This is a genomic window from uncultured Mailhella sp. (assembly GCF_963931295.1).
Lineage (GTDB): Bacteria > Desulfobacterota > Desulfovibrionia > Desulfovibrionales > Desulfovibrionaceae > Mailhella.
The window spans coordinates 1,357,420-1,381,621 of the sequence record NZ_OZ007001.1; the positions used below are offsets into that span (position 1 = coordinate 1,357,420).

16 protein-coding genes and 1 tRNA gene are annotated in these 24,202 nt (G+C 53.4%); 3 read left to right on the forward strand and 14 right to left on the reverse strand.

The features are described from left to right. Nucleotides 1-9 precede the first annotated feature (9 nt). The 5 genes from ABGT79_RS05585 to trkA all read right to left on the reverse strand — a co-directional run bounded on the left by ABGT79_RS05585 (nucleotide 10) and on the right by trkA (nucleotide 7,813). Nucleotides 10-552, reverse strand: a complete 543-nt coding sequence (locus ABGT79_RS05585; protein ID WP_346665359.1) for an MptD family putative ECF transporter S component — start codon at nucleotides 550-552, stop codon at nucleotides 10-12. A gap of 94 nt (nucleotides 553-646) precedes the next feature. Beyond that, nucleotides 647-2,842, reverse strand: a complete 2,196-nt coding sequence (locus ABGT79_RS05590; protein WP_346665360.1) for a TonB-dependent receptor — start codon at nucleotides 2,840-2,842, stop codon at nucleotides 647-649. Nucleotides 2,843-2,989: 147 nt separating this feature from the next. Beyond that, nucleotides 2,990-4,420, reverse strand: coding sequence for a heme anaerobic degradation radical SAM methyltransferase ChuW/HutW (gene hutW / locus ABGT79_RS05595; RefSeq protein WP_346665361.1), 1,431 nt, complete (start codon nucleotides 4,418-4,420; stop codon nucleotides 2,990-2,992). 514 nt (nucleotides 4,421-4,934) lie between these two features. Further along, nucleotides 4,935-6,407, reverse strand: coding sequence for a potassium transporter TrkG (locus ABGT79_RS05600; protein ID WP_346665362.1), 1,473 nt, complete (start codon nucleotides 6,405-6,407; stop codon nucleotides 4,935-4,937). Beyond that, entirely contained in the window at nucleotides 6,404-7,813 is a 1,410-nt protein-coding gene (trkA, locus tag ABGT79_RS05605; RefSeq protein WP_346665363.1) for a Trk system potassium transporter TrkA, read from the reverse strand. The genes ABGT79_RS05600 and trkA overlap by 4 nt, the downstream gene beginning before the upstream one ends. Before the next feature lie 863 nt (nucleotides 7,814-8,676). Here trkA and ABGT79_RS05610 point away from each other — a divergent pair. Further along, nucleotides 8,677-8,752: transfer RNA gene (locus ABGT79_RS05610), tRNA-Val, on the forward strand. 466 nt (nucleotides 8,753-9,218) lie between these two features. Here ABGT79_RS05610 and ABGT79_RS05615 read toward each other — a convergent pair. After that, nucleotides 9,219-9,422 carry a hypothetical protein gene (locus tag ABGT79_RS05615; protein WP_346665364.1) on the reverse strand — a complete coding sequence of 68 codons (204 nt, stop codon included), beginning with the start codon at nucleotides 9,420-9,422 and terminating at the stop codon, nucleotides 9,219-9,221. Between the two features lie 220 nt (nucleotides 9,423-9,642). On the opposite strand from ABGT79_RS05615, the gene ABGT79_RS05620 reads away from it, so the two are divergent. Further along, complete coding sequence (locus ABGT79_RS05620) at nucleotides 9,643-10,590, forward strand: glycosyltransferase family 2 protein (RefSeq protein WP_346665365.1); 948 nt, start codon at nucleotides 9,643-9,645, stop codon at nucleotides 10,588-10,590. Nucleotides 10,591-10,691: 101 nt separating this feature from the next. Here the strand turns inward: ABGT79_RS05620 and ABGT79_RS05625 are convergent, their stop codons facing one another. From ABGT79_RS05625 to ABGT79_RS05660, 8 genes are all read right to left on the reverse strand, one after another. Then, nucleotides 10,692-13,103 (reverse strand): polysaccharide pyruvyl transferase family protein, encoded by a 2,412-nt coding sequence (locus ABGT79_RS05625; protein WP_346665366.1) that lies wholly within the window; start codon nucleotides 13,101-13,103, stop codon nucleotides 10,692-10,694. Between the two features lie 29 nt (nucleotides 13,104-13,132). Continuing rightward, nucleotides 13,133-14,194, reverse strand: a complete 1,062-nt coding sequence (locus ABGT79_RS05630) for a glycosyltransferase (protein ID WP_346665367.1) — start codon at nucleotides 14,192-14,194, stop codon at nucleotides 13,133-13,135. A 235-nt stretch (nucleotides 14,195-14,429) separates the two neighbouring features. Continuing rightward, on the reverse strand, nucleotides 14,430-15,059 hold the full coding sequence (locus tag ABGT79_RS05635) for a hypothetical protein (RefSeq protein ID WP_346665368.1): 630 nt from the start codon (nucleotides 15,057-15,059) through the stop codon (nucleotides 14,430-14,432). 182 nt (nucleotides 15,060-15,241) lie between these two features. Beyond that, nucleotides 15,242-16,708, reverse strand: a complete 1,467-nt coding sequence (locus ABGT79_RS05640; RefSeq protein ID WP_346665369.1) for a sodium:solute symporter family transporter — start codon at nucleotides 16,706-16,708, stop codon at nucleotides 15,242-15,244. Nucleotides 16,709-16,720: 12 nt separating this feature from the next. After that, nucleotides 16,721-16,861 (reverse strand): hypothetical protein, encoded by a 141-nt coding sequence (locus ABGT79_RS05645; RefSeq protein ID WP_346665370.1) that lies wholly within the window; start codon nucleotides 16,859-16,861, stop codon nucleotides 16,721-16,723. Between the two features lie 68 nt (nucleotides 16,862-16,929). Next, nucleotides 16,930-17,151, reverse strand: a complete 222-nt coding sequence (locus ABGT79_RS05650) for a ferredoxin family protein (RefSeq protein ID WP_346665371.1) — start codon at nucleotides 17,149-17,151, stop codon at nucleotides 16,930-16,932. Next, complete coding sequence (locus ABGT79_RS05655) at nucleotides 17,151-18,896, reverse strand: FAD-binding protein (RefSeq protein WP_346665372.1); 1,746 nt, start codon at nucleotides 18,894-18,896, stop codon at nucleotides 17,151-17,153. The genes ABGT79_RS05650 and ABGT79_RS05655 overlap by 1 nt, the downstream gene beginning before the upstream one ends. Before the next feature lie 326 nt (nucleotides 18,897-19,222). Beyond that, nucleotides 19,223-22,297, reverse strand: a complete 3,075-nt coding sequence (locus tag ABGT79_RS05660) for a sigma 54-interacting transcriptional regulator (protein ID WP_346665373.1) — start codon at nucleotides 22,295-22,297, stop codon at nucleotides 19,223-19,225. A 252-nt stretch (nucleotides 22,298-22,549) separates the two neighbouring features. Between ABGT79_RS05660 and ABGT79_RS05665 the strand changes: the two genes are divergently transcribed. Continuing rightward, complete coding sequence (locus tag ABGT79_RS05665) at nucleotides 22,550-24,190, forward strand: FAD-dependent oxidoreductase (RefSeq protein WP_346665374.1); 1,641 nt, start codon at nucleotides 22,550-22,552, stop codon at nucleotides 24,188-24,190. Nucleotides 24,191-24,202 lie beyond the last annotated feature (12 nt).

Consider the following 24,202-nt stretch of genomic DNA (forward strand, 5'->3'; position numbering starts at 1 on the left):
CCCGCCCTCCTACTGACGAATGATGCCCGCATGACGCAGCTCCCTGACGGCCTTCACGCCGGAAAAAAGTCCTCCCACCGAGCCCAGATAGCCGATGGCGACAAAGGGAATCACCATGACCATCATGGCCGGATTCTCGCGCATGAACAGCCAGGAAACGCCGAGGGAAAGGGCCTTGCCCACGGCATCGAACACGGCCGCGCCGAGCACGGCGTTGCCTGCGCCCGCCTTGTCTCTGCCCGGCCACATGGCCGCCTCGCCCGCCAGCGCGCCGATCAGCATGGGCGGCAGCAGCGTGACGCTGGCGCCGAGCAGCAGCATGCTGACGAGCATGTTGATGACGGTGAACAGCATCAGCGTGCCCGGCCTGCGCACCTTGCAGAGCATGACCACAAGCAGCGTGGTGAACACAAGATTCTTGCCCGCGAGACTGACGGGATTCATGCCGCCGCCCGCAAGCGCTATCAGCAGCGTGGACACCTTGGACGCCGCGGCGAACACGCCGACGACCACAAGTTCCTGCGCGCTCCATCGGGAAAGAAATCGAGTCATGAAATTTCCAGACCTCCGACCGGAAAACGAAACAAGGCAAGGCTGCCGCGCCGTCCGCTTTTTCTCCGAAACGGGCGGCGCGGCAGGGTATTCATCAGAACCGGTAGCTCAGCTTCACGTTGGCGTGAAGACCGGGTTCAAGAATGGCCGTATTGTACTGATAACGCTTGTCGAAGATGTTCAGCACCTCGGTGAGCAGCGAAAACTGCTTTTCCGGGCCGAAGTCGAAGCCGAGGGCAATGTTGGCCGTGGTGAAACCGCCGAGATCGTAGTTGCTGCTGCCGGAAGAGGAGCGATACACCGTGGCGGACTGGCTGCGGCCGTACACGTCGGCGCGAAAATCCAGGTCTTCGGCCAGGGCCTTCGCGTAGCGGACACCGTATCGGCCCACCCACTCGGGAGTGGCGGTATCGTAGGTTTTCCAGCCGTTGCCGTCGTCGTACTGACGGCGCATCCAGGTCAGCGAGGCGTAGGGGGTCACGTCGCCGAACGGGGTGGAAAAACGATAGCCTGCCGAAAGTTCCGAACCGAAGGTGGTGGCGTCGGCCACGTTGGTGTAGGTATAGACGCTGCTGCCGGAACTCACCGGCACGGAGGCTATGTAGTTGTCGGCAATGGAATAGAAGAAGGCAAGATCGAGATCCAGCGCGCCGTGATTGTAGCGGGCGCCGATTTCAAAGTTGTTGGATGTTTCAGGATCCAGATTCGGATTGCCGTAAATGGTGCCGCCGCCCATGGCCGTGCCGATGTATTTTTCCGTCAGGTTCGGCACGCGGAAGCCCTGCGCCCAGCTTGCGCGCAGCGCCAGATCTTCAATGCCCGTCCACACGAGTCCCACGTTGAACACGGGGCGGGAATTCGTGTCGTCGCCGAGCGCGCGCTTTTCCACCGCGCCGGAATAGTCGAACATGGGCCGCTTCATGCCGCCCATCTGCATCGTGCCGGTGTAGGGATTGGAAACTTCTTCGCCGCGCGTCAGCTCGGTGCGCACATGCGTCCAGCGCACGCCGTAGGTGAGCGCCAGATTCCAGGGCAGCTGACTTTCCATGGAGGCGAACAGCGACTGATTGAGCTGATTGCCGTCGTAGTATTTGTCCGTGGTCTTGTTGATGAGAATGCTCATGACCGGGGACATGGAAATGCGGTTGTTCAGATAGGTTCTGCCGTCGGAATTGAGCCTGTCGTAGTTCAGCTCGTACCCGGCGATGAGATAGTGATCCGCGCCGAGCTGCCAGTCCGTCTGCAGCGAGATGCCGCGGCTGCGGATGATGTTGTGCGCAAAGTTGTCCATGACCACGTCGGCGGAGGCGTAGGAAACGGGTCTGCCGTTCATGCTGGTGCTGCCGGGCCCGCTCGCCTGCCCCACATAGTTGCGCATGTCCTTTTCGTTCTTCTGATAGTAGGCGTCGAAGCGCACGCGGGCCAGATATTCGCTGATGTCCTTCCCTTCCGCAAACAGGTAGTACTTGGTGCGCGCCCACTTGGGAACACGGACGAAGAAGCGATTGCCGTTGCCGTTGTCCTTCATGGACGTGGAATTGAACGCGCCCTTGTAGTAGTCGAGCCCCGCGCCCACGGTGAAATGTTCGGAAAAGTCGTAGCTCAGGAAGGCGGACGCGTCGGTCTGGCGGAAATTCGTGTTGTCCAGCTCGCCTTCAGGCGTGTGGATGTTTCCCTGATCGGAATGCGAGCCGGACAGGCTGTACTTGAAGCCGTCCAGATTGCCGCGCACGGCCATACCCTCGGAAAAGCCCCGGGACGCGCCGCTGAATCCGGTCCACACCTCGCCTTCCACGGGCTTTTCGCCGCCCTTCTTCGTAATGATGTTCACCACGCCGCCGATGGCGTCGGAACCGTACAGCACCGACGCCGGTCCCTTGATGACCTCGATGCGTTCAATGCGCGAGGCGTCGATGAGCATGGGCGAGCCGGACATGGACTTGTGCTCGGAAATCTTCTGCCCGTCGATGAGCACCAGCGTGCGGAAGGCGTCCTCGCCGCGAATGGAAATGCGCTTCAGGCCCTGCGAGCCGTCGTTCTGCACCTGCACGCCGGGCACGTCCTCCAGCAGTTCGCCCACGGTGCGCGCGCCGGATCTGCGCACATCCTCGGCGGTCATCACCGTCACGCTCATGGGCACCTGCTGCAGTTCCTTCTCCACACGCGTCGCGGTCACGTACACGTCGCCCGCCTTCACGGTCTCTTCCGCCAGGGCCAGCGGGGCCGGAAGCAGCGCACAGGCAAGCAGCACGGTCGAAAACGCCGTCCAGGTCATTGTCGTCTTCTTCATCATCCCTTCCTTTCGTTGCGCGGCCTTTTAAATCCGCGCTCTGTTCCTCAGATTCCCGGCCCGAAGCGCATGCACGGACTGCCGTGGCCGCGCCCTCTGCCGGAACCCTCGCCCCTGCCCTGCCCTTTCCGGCAGGGGCGCTCAACATCACTGTTTCGTTGCCTTCTCCAGCTCGTGCTTGAGAAAATCCTGCATGAGCTGGGAAATGTTCACCTGCCAGAACTGCCCGGCAAGCGTGAGCACCATCTTTTCCCCGCGAAGCTCCACCAGTCCGGCGCGGCCCCACTGCTCCAGAAGCGGTTCCAGCCAGGTTCGGAGCGACAGCCTGAACGTGTTCTCCATGTCGGCAAGATCCATCCAGCCCTGTTCCAGGGCCGCAGCCACGGCGCGAAAAAAGTAAAAGTGCGCGTCCGGCCGAACCAGCGTCGCCACGGGCTTTTGTCCGGCACTCACTGCGTCCAGCCACGTCTGGTACCGGCTCTCATTCATGTAGAACCAGCCCGCGAGATTCCCTCCCGCGCCCGGCCCGAAGGCCAGACAGTTCGCGCTGCCCTTCACCTTGAGATTGTACAGATTGCGCTCCCGGCTGGTGCGCGCCCAGTGCGTGAGCGAGAGCCGACGGTAAAACGCCTTTTCCAGAACATCCACGGCCGCGGCGAACATGGCCGCCTGCTGCGGAATGTCCGCTGCGGGAGGAAGTTTGCCTTCCCGTATGGCCCGGCCGAGCGGCGTCCGGTCGTACACGTTGAGCTGATAGCAGTCCATGCCGTCGAGCCCGGCGGAACAGGCGGCGGCAATGTCGTCCAGCCACACTTCCATGCTCTGCATGGGAAAACCGAAAATGAGATCCACGATCACGGCGGCCTGATTGTAGCTCTTCAGGCGCTCCAGCCTGCGGAACACCTCTTCCCGCGGGGCCAGACGCCCCATGGTCTGCCGTATCTTCGTATTGAAGCTCTGCACGCCGAGCGAAAAACGATTCGCGCCTCCCGCAAGACAGGCTTCCATTTTTTCCGGACCGAAGTTGTGCAGCCGCCCTTCCACGGTGATCTCACAGTCGTTGGCAAGCGGCAGATGCCCGCGCACGGCCCTGAGCAGACGTTCAAGATCGCCGCTCTCCAGCGCCGTGGGCGTGCCGCCGCCCAAGTACACGGCATGCACCGGCCCCTGACTCTGCGCCGCGCGCCCCTCCCAGAGCCGAAGCTCCCGAACAAGCGCGTCCACGTAACGCGCGCTCTCCTCCCGGGAATAGCCCCGGTTGTAGAAGCCGCAGTACAGACAATGCGTTTCGCAGAACGGCACATGAATGTACGCCACGCTGTCGCCCCGGCGGGGCTCGTCGAGCAGCGCCTCAAGACGCGCCTCCCGCTCCTGCGGCGCAACCAGCCTTCCGCCCACGCCGGGATGCACGGCTATCTTGCCGTCAAACGCGCGGGAAAGCGGATCGGCGTCCTCCCGCGCAAAATACCTCTCCACGCTCCAGTCGTCCGACTGCGGAGCGGAAAACGCCGCGCCGTTCAGGCGAGGCTCTTCGGAATCAATCCGTTCCCGATCAAACCGTTCTATGGCGGCGCTCATGAAATCCTCTCTCAACGTTTTGCCGCTGGGCAAAAGTTATACTAATCAAACTTTTTCTGAGCAATAAAGAAATTGAAATTCAATGTCAACTTAAAAACGCAATTTTCTCTTTGCCTTCAGGCTGTGCCCGCAGCTTTCCCTTGAGGAAAACATGCGGACCTGAGGAAAAATCCATTTGTTTTTATTGACGATTTTCACGAAAAAACGAACACGGCCCACAAAGACAAAAGGCCGCCGACCTTTCGATCCGCGACCAAGCTTGCGACGTTCTGAAACGCCGCGCTGCGAAGCTTTCCGACTACGCGCACCTGTGCCGGGCCCGGCCCTGGCATCATCCCGTCCACGGCCATGAAAAGACGTTACGGCATGTTTCGGGCGGCCCAACGCCAGCGAGGCATCGCCGTCCTTCCCCGCCTGCCAAAAAGCCGGAACAGGACTTCTCTTCCTGCTCCGGCCTGTGTTCTGTCTGTCCGCAGCACTCCGGCAAAAACGTCGCGCCCGGCGTCAGCGCGGCTTACAGCCCTCCCGGCTTTCGCCAGAGCGAGGGATGAAGCAGAATCAGAAGCGCGTAAAATTCCAGACGCCCCGCAAGCATGCAGAAGGAAAGAATCATTTTGACGGCCTGCGGCATCCATCCGAAGTTGTCCACGGCTCCCACACGGCCGAACCCCGGTCCGGCATTGGAAAGGCACGTCAGCACGGCGGAAAAGCTCGTCAAAAAGTCGATGTTCCAGCAAAGAAGCAGGCCCGTACACAGAAACAGCATGAGCATGTAGGTAATGAAGAAGACGCCGCTGCCGGAAATGATCTTTTCCGAAAGAGGCCTGTCCTGAAATTTGATGGTGTACACCCCGCGCGGATGCAGCATGGAAAAGAACTCACGGCGCAGCACCTTTCCCAGAACCATGATGCGCATGATTTTGAATCCGCCGGCGGTGGAGCCCACGCATCCGCCGACGAAAACGGCAAACAGCAGCATCGGCATCGTGCCGAGAGGCCACAGGCTGTAGTTCTCACTGACGAAACCGGTGCTGGTGAGAAGCGACACTATCTGGAACATCGCGCCGCGCAGCAGTTTTTCCGCATCGGAAAAAGACTGAACGGAGGCCATATTCTCCACATACAGAAAGCCTGCGGTAAGCAGCGTAAGCACAGCGCAGAGCAGCACGAAGAAACGGCATTCCTCGCTTTTGCTGTAGGCGTTCCATCTTCCCGAGATAAAACGAAAATGCAGAGTAAAGTTGATTCCGGCCAGAAACATGAAAACAATGATGATCCACTGAACGGCCGGAGAAAACGCCGCCGCCGAAGCATTCTTCGTAGAAAATCCTCCCGTGGCCAGCGTGGCAAAGGCATGATTGACCGCGTCAAGAACATTCATTCCCGCCATCATCAGGCACACGACCATGACGGCGGTAAGAACGCAGTAGCCGCTCCACAGAATCTTGGCGGTATCCTGAATCCGGGGAGCCAGCTTGTCCGGCGTGGGGCCGGGCACTTCGGCCCGGTAGAGCTGCATGCCGCCGACGCCGAGATGCGGAAGCACGGCCAGAGACAGCACGATGATGCCCATGCCGCCGCACCACTGCGTGAGACTGCGCCAGAACAGCAGACTCTGCGGCAGGGCCTCGATATCGGAAAGAATGGAAGACCCCGTCGTGGTAAAGCCTGAAACGGATTCAAACCAGGCGTCCACGGGGTTCATGAATCCCGTGGACACATAGGGAAGCGCTCCGGCGCAGGTGGCGGCTATCCAGCACAGGCCCACACAGGCCAGCGCCTCGCTGTTGCTGAGTATGGTGCGGCGTTTTCTGCTCCCTGCGCGCACCAGAAGAAGGCCGAACAGCACGGACGCCGCGCAGGTCAGCGCAAGAGAAGCCGCGTGCCCGTCGCCGAAACCGACGGAAAGCGCCAGAGGAAGGATCTGCATGACGCCGACGCAGGCGATCATGATGCCGACAAGGTAGATGATATTCCAGAGCGTCATAGATTCGAGCCTCCGCACTCGGAGGCCTCCGCATCGCCAAGAATGCGTTCCAGTTCCGCAATATGCTGCTTTTCCGCCAGAATCAGCACGCGGGCGTCCGGCTGAATGACCGTGTCGCCCTTGGGAATGAACACATTATCCCCCTGAACGATGGCGAGGAAGAGCACTCCTTTGGGCAGGCAGATGTCGCGCAGGCGTCGGCCGCAGAGCGCGGAGTTCTGCTCGACGAAGACCTCCATGGTTTCGGCGGCTTCATTGCTCACCGCCACCGAGGCCAGCACGTTGCCGTGCCGGATGTAATGCAGAATGCTACTCACGGTGGCTATGCGCGGACTCACAATATGATCGATGCCCACGGTGTCCGCCAGCGGCAGATATTCGGCCTTGTTGATGCTGGCCACCGCCAGCCCGGCGCCGAGCTTCTTGGCCAGCATGCAGGAAAGAATATTGGACTCCTCGTTCTCGGAAACGGCGACAAAGGCATCCATCTCGCCTATCTTCTCTTCTTCAAGGAGGCTGCGGTCTCTGGCGTCGCCGTGCAGAATCAGCGTAGATCCGAGGCTGGAGGAAAGTTTTTCACACTCCGCGGCATTCCCTGCGATCAGGCAGACCTGCACGTTCATCGACTCCAGACTTCTCGCAAGTGCCGTTCCGATGAGTCCCGCGCCGTAAATGCACACGCTGCGCACAGGGCGGCGCTTCTGCTCCAGCGCCCTGAGTATGGAAGGCAGCGCCGCAGGCTCGTAGATGAAGTGAACGATGTCGCCCTGCCGAATGATATCGGAACCGGAAGGAATGATGAGTCTGTCCTCCCGGTAAATCGCGCCTATCATGACGCGCTCTTCCTGCAGCACCTCGCGGAAGCGGAAAAGCGGCAGATCGATGAGGGGGCCTCTGTCCACCTTCATGCCCGTCATGCGAATGCGGCGATTGGCAAATTCATGGTATTCCACGGAACCGGGCATGGTGATGAGGCGGGATATGGACCGGACGATTTCCTCTTCGGGATTGACCAGAAGGCTGAGCCCGAGACTCTTTTCCAGAAAGCCCGGCAGAAGATGATAGTCGGGATTGCGCACGCGGGCCACTCGTGTGGCCTGGGGCGCCAGCTCTCTGGCGAACATGCAGGCCATGATGTTCACTTCGTCGGAGTTCGTCACCGCAAGAACCAGTTCGGCCTTGTCTATTCCGGCGTCCCGCAGCACCTGCGGGCTGGCCCCCGAGCCCGTCAGCGTCTGCACGTCAAACGCTTCCTGTATCTTGCGCAGCTGCTCTTCGTCATGGTCGATGACAATGACCTGCCGCTGTTCCTCGGCAAGCCGCCTTGTCGTATGAAAGCCGACTTCTCCTGCGCCGATGATGACAATCCGCCCGGAGGAAGACGCAGATTTTTCCTTAAAAAACATGACTACCTCATGTAAAGGTGGCTGATGAAGACCTATGCCATACGGTTATGGAACATACCATCATGACCATATTTTTCAACGTGTCTTACCGAGCATCTCCCATCTGCAATCACACCTGTATTCCAATCATAATTAAAAACAAAACAGCTGTCATGATATCTCATATAATTGCAGAAATTATGTACAAAACTTTTTATAAAAGAATCAGAAACACTTCATATTCAGCACAACATATCATTGTTCAACAACATATCGGCAAAAATAACATAGACTGTCTTCCTCAACCATGAAGAAACAGAATTTGAGTTCTCTCCATTCAGAGCAGGAACGGCAGAACAGAGAGATTCCGTCGAAATTGTTCGGAAGCTGATCCGGCCGAAAACCTCACTTCCGATCGCATGCGTACAGGACGATGATCAGCTTCCAGACGTGCCTCTCGGAAAAAAGCACGGTAATTTTAAAAGAGCCCCATCTTTGACCAGGCTTTCAGTGGATGCGTTTGCATCGAAACAGCACACGCCTTCCCCAGCTGAAGAGTCGCACGTTTCGGAGTACGCCACACAAAAATATGTCATTCTTGCCATGGGCGACAAGCCTCTGTACGAGTTACGCCCAATGAAAGCCCGATACCAGTGCGCACTCCTGCAAGTATGGAAATACTAGAATACAGCCTGCCTGAAGACCTTCTCTTTATGCTTTTCGGCATGAACAAACGGGCGCCGCTCTGCCCGATGAAAAACATGCACCGGATACGCCCCGGCCTTTCCGGTGAATCCGTCCTCATGTTTTTGCAGCAGGCCCCGCACCCGCCGGGGCATCCGTTGCTTGACAGAACAGGGCACTTCCCCTAGAAAAAACGGCGGGGGCGGTTAGCTCAGTTGGTAGAGTATCGGTCTTACACACCGACTGTCAGGGGTTCGAGTCCCTTACCGCCCACCAGCATTTGACGTTCCGAAGAAAAGCCGTGTGTTTACATGGCTTTTCTGTTTTAACAAACGATTTCTTTGAAAAATCCGCGTGTACCATACGTCTGTACTACCCGTGAATCCGTTTGAATCCGCCGGAACCGTTTTGGAATATCCCCAAACATGGGACCATGCTCAGACGATGATGCCGGAGCATTGCGATGAACAGGCAAGGAAGCGCGGCGTCATGCTCCATGTCGGAACGCCTCCCGAAACGGATTGATCACCGCCACCTGCAGACGCAACCTTCTTCTACTCCGACCTGAAACAGACAGGCTCATGGCAGTGAGCCCCAGAGGCCGAGCGGCGGCAAAGGGGTCCCCCTCACCGCAATGGATGCCGGGCAGAGAGACTCTGGCTCTTCTGTCCCTCAATACAACATGCCGAAGAGCACAAATGCAAAGCTTTGCCGCCAGGCAACACCCTCATGACCTGCGGCATCAGAGCTTTTCCCACTTGCTGAAGCGCGGGCATGAGCCGCCGGAGAGCATCTTCATCTTGCGTATAGGACAATAGCCCGGAGCAGATTCGCAGCGGATTCTGACAACACCCTTGAACATATGAATCTCGGGAACGCGCTTGCCTTCCCACCACCGGCAGACTCCGCACTTCTTATCCTGGGGAAAAATGGTATTCGTCGCCACAACAACCTCTCCTTTGCCGCGCCTTCCCCACAAAATACCGGCGCTCCATAACGCCCCAATATCATACTCTCTTCTCTACAGCCAGTTGCTCCAGGAGAACCAACAGTTATGTATTTTATATAATAATTTTAATAGAAATTAATTTAATAAAATATAATAATTTCTTGACATTAATTATAAAATATTAGAAAAAATAAAAAAATATTAGAGAGGTAATGACATGGATATACATACTTCACTAGACAGCTTTCCAAAAGTTTCTATAATTTCTCCATGTTACAATGGAGAAAGATATCTCAATCGTTTTTTTGATTCTTTACTTATACAAAATTATAAAAATGTTGAATTTATTTTTGTTGATGATGGATCAACTGACAATACAAAAAAAATTTTTGATAACTATGATATATCACTAAAGAAAAAAGGATGGTCTGTAAAATATTTATATCAAAAAAATCAAGGTCAAGCTGCTGCATTAAATAATGCACTAAAATTAATCACAGGGGATTATATTTTATGGCCAGATAGTGATGATATTTTATATAAAAACCACATTTTACATAAAGTAGAATATATGGAATATTATAAAAATATAGGTATTGCCTATTGTTTTATTGATTATGCAGATGAAGAATCAATTGATAATGTATATTATACACAAACTGTTAAAAAAAATGAAGATATGTTTAAAAACATTATCAACGATAAAAATGTGCCATGGCCTCCAATTTGTACAATTATTAGAACATCATCTTTTTTAAAAATAAACCCCACAAGAACTATTCCTGTAGCAAGAGGTGGACAAAACTGTCAAATGCAAATGCCCATGCTATATAAACAGCCATACGGGGTCATATCAGAAGTTTTAGCAAAATATGTAGTTAGAAAAAATTCTCATTCTCGAACTCAATATAACAATATAAAAAGACATTTTGATTTAGCAAAAATATGGATTAAATGCATAGATATATTACCATGCAATGATTTAGAAAAAACAATATTAAAAATTAAAGTAATTAGTCGTCATATAAAACAAATAATTACCACCCAATTCAAATTCAATATAAGATTAAGCACATTGTTAGAAAAAATTTTTAGCGCAAAACACGAGGAAGGATATAAAGTAATACGAATTTTTACATATAAAATATTTAGTAAAAAATTATAAAATATTATATTATCACTTATAGTATAAACAATTAGACTATCATAGTCCCACATTAGTAATATTAATATTTATAATATTACTAATGTGGGAGACATAATAGATTACCGAATAATTTTATGAAAACGCTTTTTCAACTCACGTAATCTGCGTATTTTATCATGCCATAGATATCTTTTAGTCTTATAGTGCTTGCGACGTTGTCCTGATGTTATTTTTGACAACAATTTATACCAATAATATTTTCGTATAATACGAAATCTATTATAGATCAAAGCTATATCTTCATAGCACTGATAATTTTCAGAAGAAAAATTAGAAGAATTATTTGAAGTCATTTGCTTAACTTTTTCTTCTAAATAATCAAGCCGTACATTTAATAATTCCTTCTTTTTTATTGGAGCTTGCAATTTTTCCTTCAACCAGGAAAGTGCTCGATTTTTTTCCTTTTCCAGCACGCTATCGACATTATTCCAATCAATATCTATAAGAAGTTCTTCAAAATTACCATCCGCTTCAGGATCTATAATACGATTTTGAAGACCCAACAGACTTAAAATTTCGTCCATTCGGCTTCGCATTTCACTATAAGAGCACAAGACAACAAAAGGTTTATGAAAAATAATAGCAAAACACATTCCGTGAAAAGAATCGGTCACGACAAAAGAAGCTGATCTAATGGAGTCCAGCCAGTCTTCAACACTTCTTTGATAATTAAAAGTTTGTATATTTATTGGTTCACCAGTTTTTTTACTTATAAAATCTATAACTTTAGGATTTTTAGACGCATTTTTATATCCCAATGAAAAGTATATTACTCCTTTATTATGTTCTTCATTATGATTATCTGCCAATTTATTCCACTCATCTTGAGATAAATAAAATACAGGCTCGATAATCTGCTCGGCCGAAATGCCTCTTTTTTTACAAATAGAAACACCTGGCGTTTCTCGAACAGAAACGGCATCAAATTGATTTAAATTTGAAAAAAAGCGTTCAATTTCTTCTGGAGGTGCTATATAATCAAGAGTACCAAATGATGCACTACAGGCTATTTTACGTTTATTCGGCTGCACAAATCCCAGTTGATATGCATGATCGCCATCACCTTTATAAAAGTCATATCGAAAAACCTGATCCGAACCAACTAAAAAATTAGTTGTTACATGATTAAGATCAATAAGATCTGCATAATTTTTTAGCGGTTTGGTAAGATATAAATATTTTTTAGCAAAAGATTCAGAAAAAGTATTCGAGTACATTTTTCTCCAATGTGAAGGCATATAATTAATAACCTTAGCGGTGTATCCAATATTAAACAATGCTTCTTGTAATGCATAACATGTGAGTGCCGCGCCATAATTCTTGGTAAACCAAAAATTAATAATTTTACAATCGGACAAATCTTTTGCAGTAAAGCTCAGAGCTTCTTGTACACTTCTTTTTTTAAATATTTTAAAAAATATATCACGATAGCTGTTTTCCTTTGAAGATGATATTATATTTGGATTTCCTGGAATTGCATCATTTAATAAAACTTTATTAAACACTTTAAAATTATATTTTACTTTATTTAGCAATTCATATCCTTTAATATTATTTACAAGTATAACAGACGTACCTTTTCCATCATTAAATTGAGGATACTTTTTATCTATCCCCCAAAAATCACCTATTGTTATATCTGCTTGTCTAGGCAATCTATTAAATTGACAACATCCACAACTCTTACGAAGAAAAACATTGTTACCAAAATTATAATAATACAATCCTTGTGTATATGTTTCTTTATATAAGTTATTATTACAAAACTCTATGAGAGCAACAGATTCATTTCCCCATAAATATTTTTTTGATCTAAATTCAATTGATCTTATATGTGACACATCAAATTTTTCATTTAAATATTTTTTCCAAACTCCAGGAGAAGGTACTCCATGACAGATCACCTCAATACACCAGAGGTTTTGATACTCCTTACGCAAAAAACCTTTTAAACCAGCAACCTGACAACCTGTACCGCTGAAGAGTACAAGCCGTCCGGCTTCCAACAGATTCTTGATCTTTGGGAAGCAGTCAGACATGTCACTTTGGACGTATTTGGAATTTTTCAGCCCTTCCAGTCCTTCCTTATCTTCAATAATGATATGAGCAACCGTCCAGTCAGGACGAAACGCGGCTCCACAAACAGCTCCTCCGCGGCGTAATACTTCTTGAGCCAATATGGGGAAAACAGCGCCTGAGGTGCTCTTTCCCTCTCGTAATTCATCATTTGCCATTGCCACAAAACAATCTGGATTTTTTTTATTTGAATACTCTGGCGAATATACCGGACACACACTGCGGCACAAACCACAATGCGTGCATATATTCTCATCTACTTTCGGATATAAAAATCCTTCTTCATTTTCACTCATATGAATGGCAGAAACAGGACATGTGTATACACATGCACTACATCCAGTACAAAAGATAGAACTATTAGTTACAATGTCACTGATGTTATCCAATTTCATAATTCCCCCCTATTTCCTTGGCTATCACATTATTTTTTTATTTTTAAAATTGGTATGGTAAATAAACAAATACACTTATAGCCATTTATATTTCCAACAAAAAATATCTTTTCTAAAAAATTAAATTTCTTAAAAAATAATATACTATTAGTAGATGTATTTTCTGTCTTTATTATATAGTTTCCTTCCTTAAGATCTGAAAGAAACTTATTTTGAATAGGATATTCAATTTTTTGTAGAACAGTTATCAACCGTCCTGTAATTTCAGCCTGTTCATATAGATGCGAAAATTGAATGGCATTTTTATAAAATCCATATGCAAAACACTCAAAAATTTGACATTTTTCTTGATATATACCTTTATTATTTATATAATTAAATAGATCATCGATCATATTTATCAAATCTTTTCCATTACTTTTTTTATAGTTACGAGCTTTATCCATAATTGAATTACATATTTTATAATAAATATATAATTTATCTTTTAATAAATATGCATTATTAGAATTTAACAAATACTTTATGACAAATCCATTATCTTCAAATGATCTAGTTTCTGGGAATAGTATATCATTTTTAACTATTATTGACCTATTAAATATCTTATTCCATACAGTTTTTGATATTTTATAAATAAAATTATCATCTATTGTAATTTTTTTATTTGATTCAATACAAAAATAACTAGAGTCTTTCACATCTGAATCTATAGAATCACCAATATGCTCTTCTGTACCAAAACAAACTATATCATTATTCTTCATATATGGTATGGTTTTGCTATATATATTATATTTAATCTCATCATCACTATCTACAAAAGTAATAAAGTCACCTTTAGCAATTTTAATAGCATTATTTCTCGATATTGCAGCTCCTGAATTTATTTGATCAATAACTATAACCCTATTATCATTTTCAGCGTACATATTTAATATATTCAATGACGAATCAGTAGACCCATCATTGATACATAATACTTCTATATTTTTATATTCCTGATTTAATACACTATTAAGGCAACGTGTTAGATACTTTTCAGCATTGTAAACAGGAATAACAACAGAAAGAAGTGGATTATCTACCATAATTCTTTCCTTTATACGGTAAAAAAATAAAAACAAAAAAATCCACAATCCCCAAAAAAATAAGTAAACATTGACTAATCATTTTTAAAAAAATGCACAAAAACAATATAAAAAACAATATATTATAAATAAAATTATATTGTCAGTTCATAAAAACTATCAGGTCTTTTCCAAAACTTCCAGAAAAATACGCAAATACTTTTTTTCACAAATATCAGCTTATCTAAAAAATTATCTAAAACCGCTCCATGTCGAGCACATACTCGACCACGTTCCAGTACTCGGAAACGCCGCCGAGGCCGGTGGTGGCGTCGAACACGAACATTTTTCCTTCGGCCGGACGCTCCTTCGGACGCATGATCCAGAACGGCTTGCAGAGCAGGCGGGACGACGACTCCGCGCATCGGATGTCCGCGCGCGGACCGAGAGGAAGATTGCAGCGTCGCCCCCACGCGGCAATCGCAAACGCCTCCGCCCTCGACGCAGCCTCAGCCTCGTCGAGAACGGCTGCGGCAACATGCGCAGACGCTTCAAGAGCCTGCCCGTCCGCTTCCACACGCGCGGGGGAAAACGCAGGCTCCGCCTCGCCGTGCTCAAAAACAATCCGTTCTTCGCAAACTTCGGGAAACGACGACACCCGAAGGCACTTGCCCGTGCGCGCATCGACCACAAGCAACATTTCCAGCGGTCTTTTTCCGAAAAAGCGCCAGCTCGCCTGCCCCCGCAGATGAAAAAGCCGGTAGGGGTAATACAGAAGATCGAGCCGAACTTCCTCCCGTCTTTTGCGCAGAAAGGCATACCGCGCACAAAGCGCCTCTGCGTCCCACGCAAGGCCGGAAGAGTTCAGCGTCAGCGTCGTGTCCATGCCGTCACCAGCAAGCCGAAAATGCGGCCTGACCGAATCAAGAAAATACTGAAAGCGCCTGTTCAGAGCGCCCGTCGCTCAAGGCTCCAGAGCCGCTTCAGACAGCGCGGCAAACAAACTGAAACTCCGCCCCAAAATGTTGCAGGGCCTTCCGACGAAGCGGCCGGAAAGCCCCTGAACGATCAGAGCTGACGGAACTTTTCCCACAGCTCCCGGATGTCCGGATCGAGCTCGCGCTTTTTGAACACGGCGTTGACGGCAAAGAAGATGAGCGGCGCGCCGATCAGCCCCACCAGAAGCGCAGGAATGCCCGTGGGCTTCTGCAGCCAGATGGTCCACACGGGAATGATGATCATGATGCTTACCATCTGCGCCAGCGCGGCCTGTTTTGAGGCGCCGGGAATGAGAATGACGCCGATCATGGGCATGAGGAAGGTGAACACCAGGAAACCGAAGGCGAACACGCCGATCCAGAAAATGATGGTCGGCGGCTTGACGGCGAAGAGCAGCGGCAGCAGCACGAACACGGCGGCGCCCAGACGGTTGTAGAACATGGGATGTCGGGTGTAGCGCTCCGGGATGGCGAGCTTGAAGATGTCTTCCGTGAGCGACGAGGCCGCCACCACGATGGAGCCGCTCACCGTGGACATGATGGCGGCGAGCACGGCAGCGAGATAGATGCCGCCCGTAATGGGCGAGAGCACCTTGGGAATGAGCAGCGGAATGACCATATCGGGATTCTTCACCTCGCCGGGCGCAAGCACCATGTGGCTCATCATGCCGGTGGTGGCCAGCGTCCAGGCGAGAATGGCGGAAAACACCACGCACACGATCATGGCCACGCGGGCGGTGCGTACGTCGCGCATGGAGAAAATGGCCACGCTCTGCTGAGGCATGGCAATGCCCACGAGCATGGTGATGGCGAGAATGATGAACAGATTGGACCAGCTCATTTTTCCGCCGCCCGTGATGTCGAGCAGATTGGGATCAATGGAGCCGAGCGCGGCGTTGAGCTGGGAGAGCAGATCCGCCGAAACGCCGCCGAAGGCCGCCTGCACCGTAGCCGTGAAGATGGCGATGGAGCCGAGCACCATGATGATGCCCTGAATGAAGTCCGTCCACACCGAGGCGAGATAGCCGCCCATGACGCAGTACACGCCCACGACGACCGCGCCGATGAACAGCCCTGAAAGATAGTCCAGACCGAGAATGGTGGAAAAGATTTCTCCCGTGGCCTTGAACTGCGCCACGAGCGAGCCGCCGAGGCCTATGAGTATGGCCACGGCCGCCACAATGCGGATGGCGCGGCTTTTATAGCGCTTTTCCAGCATCTGCGGCAGGGTAAGCACGTTGAAGTGATCGAAGGCCAGCTTGAGGCGCTGTCCGAACACGCGGAAGGAAAAGAAGTAGCACAGCGGCGTGCCTATGCCCATGGCAAGCGAAGACCAGCCCGCATTCCAGGCCATGCCGGGACTTCCCACGAGCTTGACGCCGCTCTCCCAGGTGGCCGCGAACTTGAAGGCCGTGAACCACGGGCCGAAACCTTTGCCGCCGAGAAAGTAGTCTCTCGAATCCCTCACCTTGCGTGAGGCGAGGTAGCCTATGAACAACATGAGTCCGAAATAGACGACGAGTATGGCAATCATCATGGCGCGCCCCTTTTAATTCCTCTTTTTCTTATCGTCGGGGCGGGTTCTGCCCTGAAGGCACCACCAGATGCCGTAGCCTATGACGAACACAAACTGCACCAGAAACGCGCCGATGTAGAGAAGAAAGGTTGAAGTGGGCATATTGGCAATCATGAGCGAATCTCCCGCGTTGTTCCGATGCGTTTGCAAACGGCAGGCCGCCCCGGAGGGCGGCCGAGCCATCAGATCTTCCAGGGCAGGATGGGACGGCGTTCCCGGTCCGCGGAAACGGCGATGGCCCCTGCCGGGCAGTATTTTTCACACAGAAAACAGGACTGGCAGTCCTGAAGATAGGCGATGTACGGATGCTTGTCCTCGTCGGCCCGCAAGACGTCCTGCGGGCAGTAGGTGACGCAGCGCAGGCAGCGGACGCACTTGTCGTAATCGATATGACGGATGCCCATTAGATGTTCTCCCCAAGTTTTCTGGCCGCGGCAATGGAGGCGTGAAGTTCGTGCTTGTGCTCGGGACGCAGCGGATAGCGGTCGATGGGAATATCCTTCGTGCGGAGCGCAAGTTCGCCGTTCTGCTGTTCCACGAGAATCCATTTCAGCCAGTTCTCGTTGTCGATTTCCGGGTAGTCGAGGCGCAGATGCGAGCCGCGGCTTTCCTTGCGGTACAAGGCGGCGGTAAGCATGACTTCCGCGCTCAGCACCATGTTGCGCGCCTCCAGGGCAAAGCGCAGGCCGTGCGCGTCGAGCGCGCGCAGACGGGGCACGTCGTACTTCTTGATTTCCCGAATGCGGTTCAGCGCGGCGAGCATTTTTTCTTCGGTGCGCAGAATGTACACGTCGTAGGGGAAGAGCGCCTCCTGCACGGCGATGACCACATGGGAGGGATCCACGCCCTGCGGATGTCTGAGCGGCGTGGTGAGCTTTTCCACCACCTGCTCGATTTCCTTCTCGTCCACATCCGGTTCGCCCACGGTGCGGGCGTATCTCGCGCTGGATTCGCCCACCACCGCGCCCGTGGTGGACGCCGCAGGCATGGCGTAGGCGCAGAAGCCCTCCACGCCCGAGGTGGGGCCGAACGTGGCGTCGCCCGCGGCGTACAGGCCTTCCAGCGTGGTGCGGCCTTCGAGATCAATGTACAGGCCGCCGCCGAAGCCCACGTTGCCTATGAGCGCGGAAACCCAGCTCAGCTTGCCCTGAATCACCTTGCGGTTCTTGTCCACGTAGCCCGCCTGCTCGTAGGAGCGGTACATGAGCGGCAGCGTGCGTTCAAACAGTTCCCAGTCCTTGGGCGTGAAGGAGGAATAGTCGAAATAGAGCGGGCCGCGGCCGAAATGCACTTCCAGGGCCATGGAGGCGGAAATGCGCCACAGGTTGCCGTGGGAGGCGTATTCCGGGTCGTACTTGGCAGTGAAGTCCTCGCCGAGAGCGTTGACGAACTTGGCGCCGAGCCCCTGCGAAACGTTCATGCCGTGCGTGGCGAAGTTGCCGTGCGTGAGCTGATGGCAGTTGAATTCGTAGTTGGCGAGCGCCGCGCCGGCTTCAAGACCCATGATGTGCGCGTCGCCCGTTTCCATGTGCAGATCGGCGTAGTGAGACTTGTAGGCCTGCGCGCCGGTGGTGAGCACCACGGCCCGGGCCTTGACCACGTACACTTCGCCGGTCACGCCGTGGAAGCCCACCACGCCGCGGATGACGCTCTTGTTGCCCTTTTCATGAAGCAGCGCGTCCACCATGACGCGATCCACGATGGTCACGCCCTTTTCCTTGCAGACTCTGCGCATGACTTCCATGAACTGCGGTCCGTGGAACATGAGCGTCTTGATGGGGCGCTGATCGGAAGAACCCTGTCCTTCAATGCGGCGATAGGTGCCGTCTTCGTTCTTTTCAAACACCACGCCCCAGGATTCCAGTTCCTTCACCCTGTCGCCGATGGTGTCGAAATGCTTTTTCAGCCAGTCCTGATCGTTGATGTAGAAGCCTTCTTCCACGGCCTTGCCGTACCACAGGTCGAGGGAGTCCTCTTCCTTGAGATAGGCCTTGAACGAACCGGCCCCGAACGTGCCGCAGCCGCTTTTGCCGACATAGCCCTTGTCAAGAAGAATGACGTCGGCGCCGTTTTCCGCCGCCTTCACGGCGGCGAAGGTTCCGGCCGGACCGCCGCCCACGACAACGACATCGCATTGCAGAGTTTTCATACTGTTCTCCATGGTGAGAGCGACAGACGCTTCCGTCCGAAAAAATGCGGAAAGACGCCGGGCCGCTTGTTCGAGAATACATGACGCAGCCGCGGAGCTCAACAACATTTTACGCTATTTCGCTGCGATACGTTTATGTTTTCCCCAAGGATCCCCATGCCTGCATGCATGACGCAAAAGCGTGCCGGACAACGTGTTATTTACAAAAAAGTTCTTCTTCACGATCCAAAAAAACGAACAGGATTCCCGCTCTCCCGCGCGCTGCTGCAGAAGATCGAGGCAAAAGCATCGGAAATCTCCCGTCCATCGTCCTCGGAAAGCGTTCGTCAGCGCCTGTCGGAAACTTCCTCCCGCGCGTCGTTCTCCCGGGAAAGACCGTATTTGCGCATTTTCGCGTACAGTGCGGAACGACTTATCTTCAGCACGGCCAGTGCTCCGTACCTGCCGTCGATACGCCAGCCCGTCCGGCGAAGCGCGGCGAGAATGCATCGCTTTTCAGCCTCCTCCACGGAACAGACTAGCTCTTCCCGCTCCGCCGCCGGAATTTCGTTGCGCCCGCCCAAGGTAGCGCTTCTGACGGGCGCTTCATAGAACCCCTCCTGAAAGGCGAGCGTGCGTCCGCCGCTGAGAATGACGGACTGCTCGACCACGTTGCGCAGCTCGCGGATGTTGCCCGGCCACGGCCACTGCTCTAGCAGACGGCAGTTGACTTCGGAAAAATCCTGCACCACGTCGCGACCGTGCCTGTGGGCAAAATGATGCAGATAGTAGCGGGCCAGAGGAAGAATGTCCTGACGCCGCTCCCGCAGCGGCGGAATATGGAGACAAATGACCGCCACCCGGTAATAGAGATCGGCACGGAACGCGCCCGTGCGCACGGCCTCGCCGATATTGCGGTTGGTGGCCGCCACCAGACGGAAATTGATGCGTATGGGTCTTGTGCCGCCCACCCGCAGAAAACTCCGCTCCTGCAGCACCCGCAGCAGCTTGGCCTGCACCCTGGGACTCGCCTCCGTCAGCTCGTCCAGAAAAAGCGTGCCGTTCTCGGCAAGTTCCACCAGTCCAAGCTTGCTGTTCATGGCTCCGGTGAAGGCGCCCTTTTCATGGCCGAAGAACTCGCTTTCAAAAAGCTCGTCCTGCAGGCTCGCCATGTTGATGGTCACAAGACGGCCGCTTCTGCCGCTCCGCTCATGAATGCGCCGGGCCAGCATTTCCTTGCCCACGCCGGACTCGCCGTTGAGCAGAACCGCCGCATCCGTGCCCGCCGCGTTGTCCACGTCCGCCAGAAAATTCCGCATCGTCGAGGAAACCCATATCATTTCCTGAGAGCTCTCGCCCGTGGCGGAAACGCTCTGCGTGCGTCGTTCCGTTTCCAGCGTGAGCATGCACGGCCAGGTAAGCACCCGGGCTATGTCGCGCAGAAGCGTTTCGTCCAGCACCGCCCTCAGCTTTTCGGGAAACGTGCCCGCAAGGCAGAGCACGTATAATCCATAGGGCCGGCAGTCCAGCGGCAGCCCGACAAACATGCCCCGCTTCTCGCCGTCCGTCACGCTGTCCAGAATGACCGGTTCCCCTTCCGCCACGAGTTCCGCCATTTCCTCCACCGTGGCGGCCCCCAGAAACCCCTCAAGCGCAGAGCCGTTTTTTTCCACAAGAAGCAGCGGCGCGGAAGGCTGAGAACGATGATACAGCCAGCCCTCCGACGCGCCGAGCAGCCTCCCCGACTCCGTCAGCAGCATGCGGGAAAACTCCTCAAACGACAGTCCGGAACGCCGGGGCGCAAAATTGTCGCGAAACGCTTCCACCAGCGCGTGGGCGGAAACCACGCTCTCTTCTCCCGCGTTCAGATACGACGGCACCAGCCGAAGCAGCCTGTCGGACCAGAAGAACGCCTTCTGATACCGGTAGGATCGCCAGGCTTCGTTGACGAGCAGAGCCGCCTCCTTCTCGTTTTCATCCAGCAGCAGCGAGGCCAGGAAAAGACGCGTCTGATCTGCCCCGAGCGTGTTGTGAATGGCGTCCAGCAGGGCAATGCTCCTGCGGTAGGCCTCCACGGCCTCGGCCTTTTTCCCCGCCCGCTCCAGCAGCCGCCCCTGCACGCGGAAAGCCACCCCGCGCAGCAGACGGTTCGGACCCGAAAGACATCGGGCCAGTTCCTCTTCAAAGGAATAGCACGGCAGAGGCGGCAGTCCCTTTTCGTGCATGCAGGCCAGCAGTTCGAGAAACACGCCGTTGAGATACACCGGCCGCTGATACCCCTGCGCCTCGGCCTTGCGCAGGGCGGGCAGCAGCACCTTGAAGGCCGCCTCAACGTGCCCGGAAAACATGTGATAGCAGGCCAGATGACGCAGCGTGGTCACGGCGCTGGCAATGTCCGTCTTCCTCGTTATGCCGGTGAGGGCCATGTCCAGCTGTTCCAGCGCCTTTTCGCTCCTGCCCATGCGCAGATACACGAAGGCAAGCTGACTGCGCATGTTGCGCGAAAGCGAGGAGTCGCTGCTCACTTCGGCCTGCCGGAGTCTCGTGAGCAGAAGCCTCACCGCCAGATCGAAATCCCCGCGGTTGGCCGCCGCAAATCCCCAGTGCCGGGCATAGAACATTTCAAAGTAGCGGCGGCGCTGGATGCGCATTTTCCGGCTGGCGCGGGAGAAAAAGTTCATGGCCTGTTCGTAGTCGCCTTCCAGAAACGCGAAAATGCCGAGATAGGGCACGGCCGTCTCCACGAGAACAGGATCCTTCACCGTATCGAGCTCCGCCCTGCCCCGGGCCATGATTTCATGAAAATACGCGCTGTTGTGCTCGGGAATGTTGCACACGTTGAGCGAGCCTATGAGCAGATCCATCAGGGCCGTCTCTCCCATGTCTCCGGTGCCGAGCGCCGTTTCCCGCGCCTGAAAGAAGAACTGCGGAAGCCCGGGAATGAAGATGCCCGAACACACGATGAACAGATTGAGCTCCCGGCACAGCCCGAGAAAGCGCTTTATCTGCAAAAGCGAGGAAGGAGAAAGATTCCGCAGCCTCTCCAGCGCAAACATGAGCATGGCGCGCATGTCGTCCGTGGAAAGCGCACGGATGCGCCGCTCGCCCTGCTCCAGAAACGTTTCCAGAGCGCCCAGCTCGTCGCCTTCGGCAAGGCTGCGCAAAAAGCGCTCGAAGGGAGAGGTTCCGGCAAGAGAGCGCAGACGCGCGGCCGCCTCTTCGTGCCCGGCCAGCAGAATGTCCAGCGCCTGCCACTCTGCCGCCTCTCCTCCGGCCGGAGCAAAGCAGCCCCGACCCGCGGCCGAAGGTTCGAGTCCGGCCAGCTTCACCAGCATTTCAGGACGCCAGTGCCTTCCGAAAAGTTCCCGCAGAAACGCTCCCGTTTCCGTGCTGTTTTCCCAGTCCGTCTTCTGCTGCCGCATGTTCCTTCTCCTGTACTGACAAGCGCCCTGCGCACAGACGCAGGCCCGCTCATCGTAACTGTATTTTTTACGCACAGCAACAAGACATTTTATATTTTTTAAATACGAAATATCTCTGCTTCACAAGGGGTAAAAAACGACAAACACCAATAAATAAAGCATATTATAATCATGGCACGGTTCTTGCTACATAAGGGGCAATTCATCTGAAACAACCATCGGTCCTGCATTGCAACCCGCCAAGGAGATTCCATGATTCAGAGTATCGACCCCGCAGCCTGTACCGGATGCGGCACATGCACCAAAACATGCCCGCTCGACGTTTTCCGTCTTGACACGCAGCAGGAAGAGCTGTCCCCCTGCATGGCGGCCTGTCCCTCCGGCGTGGACATACGCAGGAACAACTATCTCATCCAGCAGGGCAGGCTCGACGAGGCGGCGGAAAACTTCCTGAACGCCAACCCGTTCCCGGCCATCACCGGACGCGTCTGCTTCCATCCCTGCGAATCCAGGTGCTCCCGCGCCAAGGTGGATCAGGCCGTGAACATCAACGCCATCGAGCAGGTGCTCGGCGACCGAGGCATGACGCTTCCGCAGAAAGAAAAGGTGCAGCGTCACATCACCAAGGTGGCCGTGGTAGGCTCCGGCCCCGCCGGACTGTCCTGTGCGTGGTTCCTGGCCAACATGGGCTATCCCGTCACGGTATTTGAAGCCCGTCCCTTCCCCGGCGGCATGCTGCGCTACGGCATTCCCGCCTACCGCCTGCCCGACGCCGTGGTCACGGGGCAGATTGAACGTCTGGAACGCCTGGGCGTGACGTTCTGCTGCAACACCCTCGTGGGCGACAATGCCGACGTCAGCCTCGCCGATCTGAAAAAGCGCGGCTTCAAGGCCGTCATGCTCGCTCCCGGCGCAAGCGCCGCCAAGAAGGTGGACATCGAGGGCGCAGACGCCGAAGGCGTTCACTGGGGACTCGATTTTCTGCGCGCCTGCCGCGACGATGAAAAACCGGAAATTTCCGGCGACGTGGTGGTCATCGGCGGCGGCGACGTGGCCGTGGACGCGGCCATCAGCGCAAAACGCCTCGGCGCGGCCCGCGTGTACATGGCCTGCCTTGAAAGCCGCGACGCCATGCCCGCGTACCCCCACAATCAGAAGGACGCCGAAAACGAAGGCGTGGAATTCCACTGCGGTTTCGGCCCGGCGCGCATTCTTACCGAAGACGGCCACGTTTCCGGCATAGAGCTGCACGCCTGCACCCGCCTCAAGGACGAGGAAGGACGCTTCGCCCCGCTCTTCGACGTCGACTCAACGCTGCATCTTGCCGCCTCCCACGTCATTTTCGCCATCGGCCAGACTCCGGAACTGAGCGGCTTTGCGGGCGAGGTAACGGTGGAGCGCAACCGCATCGTCGTGAACGACGTCACCTTCGCCACGTCGGCATGGGGCATTTTCGCCGCGGGCGACGCGGCTTCCGGCCCGGCCTCCGTGGTGGCCGCCATTGCGGGCGGCCGTGAATGCGCCTGCTCCATCGACCGCATGCTGAAAGGCGCGGACCTCACCGGCGAACGCGGCAGAAAGCGCCCCTGCGTGCCCGAAGACAAACTGCCCGGCGAAGGCATCCGCCACGAAGTGCGGCACGAACGCGCCGTGCTTCCCGCGGATCCGGAACATCCCTTTGCGGAACACACGAAGCCTCTGGACATGGAAGCCTGCTTTGCCGAAGCGCTGCGCTGCATGACCTGCGGCAGCAAGTCCCGCATCACCTACACCGACGACTGCATGACCTGCTTCAACTGCGAGCTCCACTGCCCCTCCGGCGCCATTTTCGTTCATCCCTTCAAAGAACGCTTTGCCCGAACCCTTGACCAGATTGAAGTCGCCAAGAGCTGAACCCGGAGGATA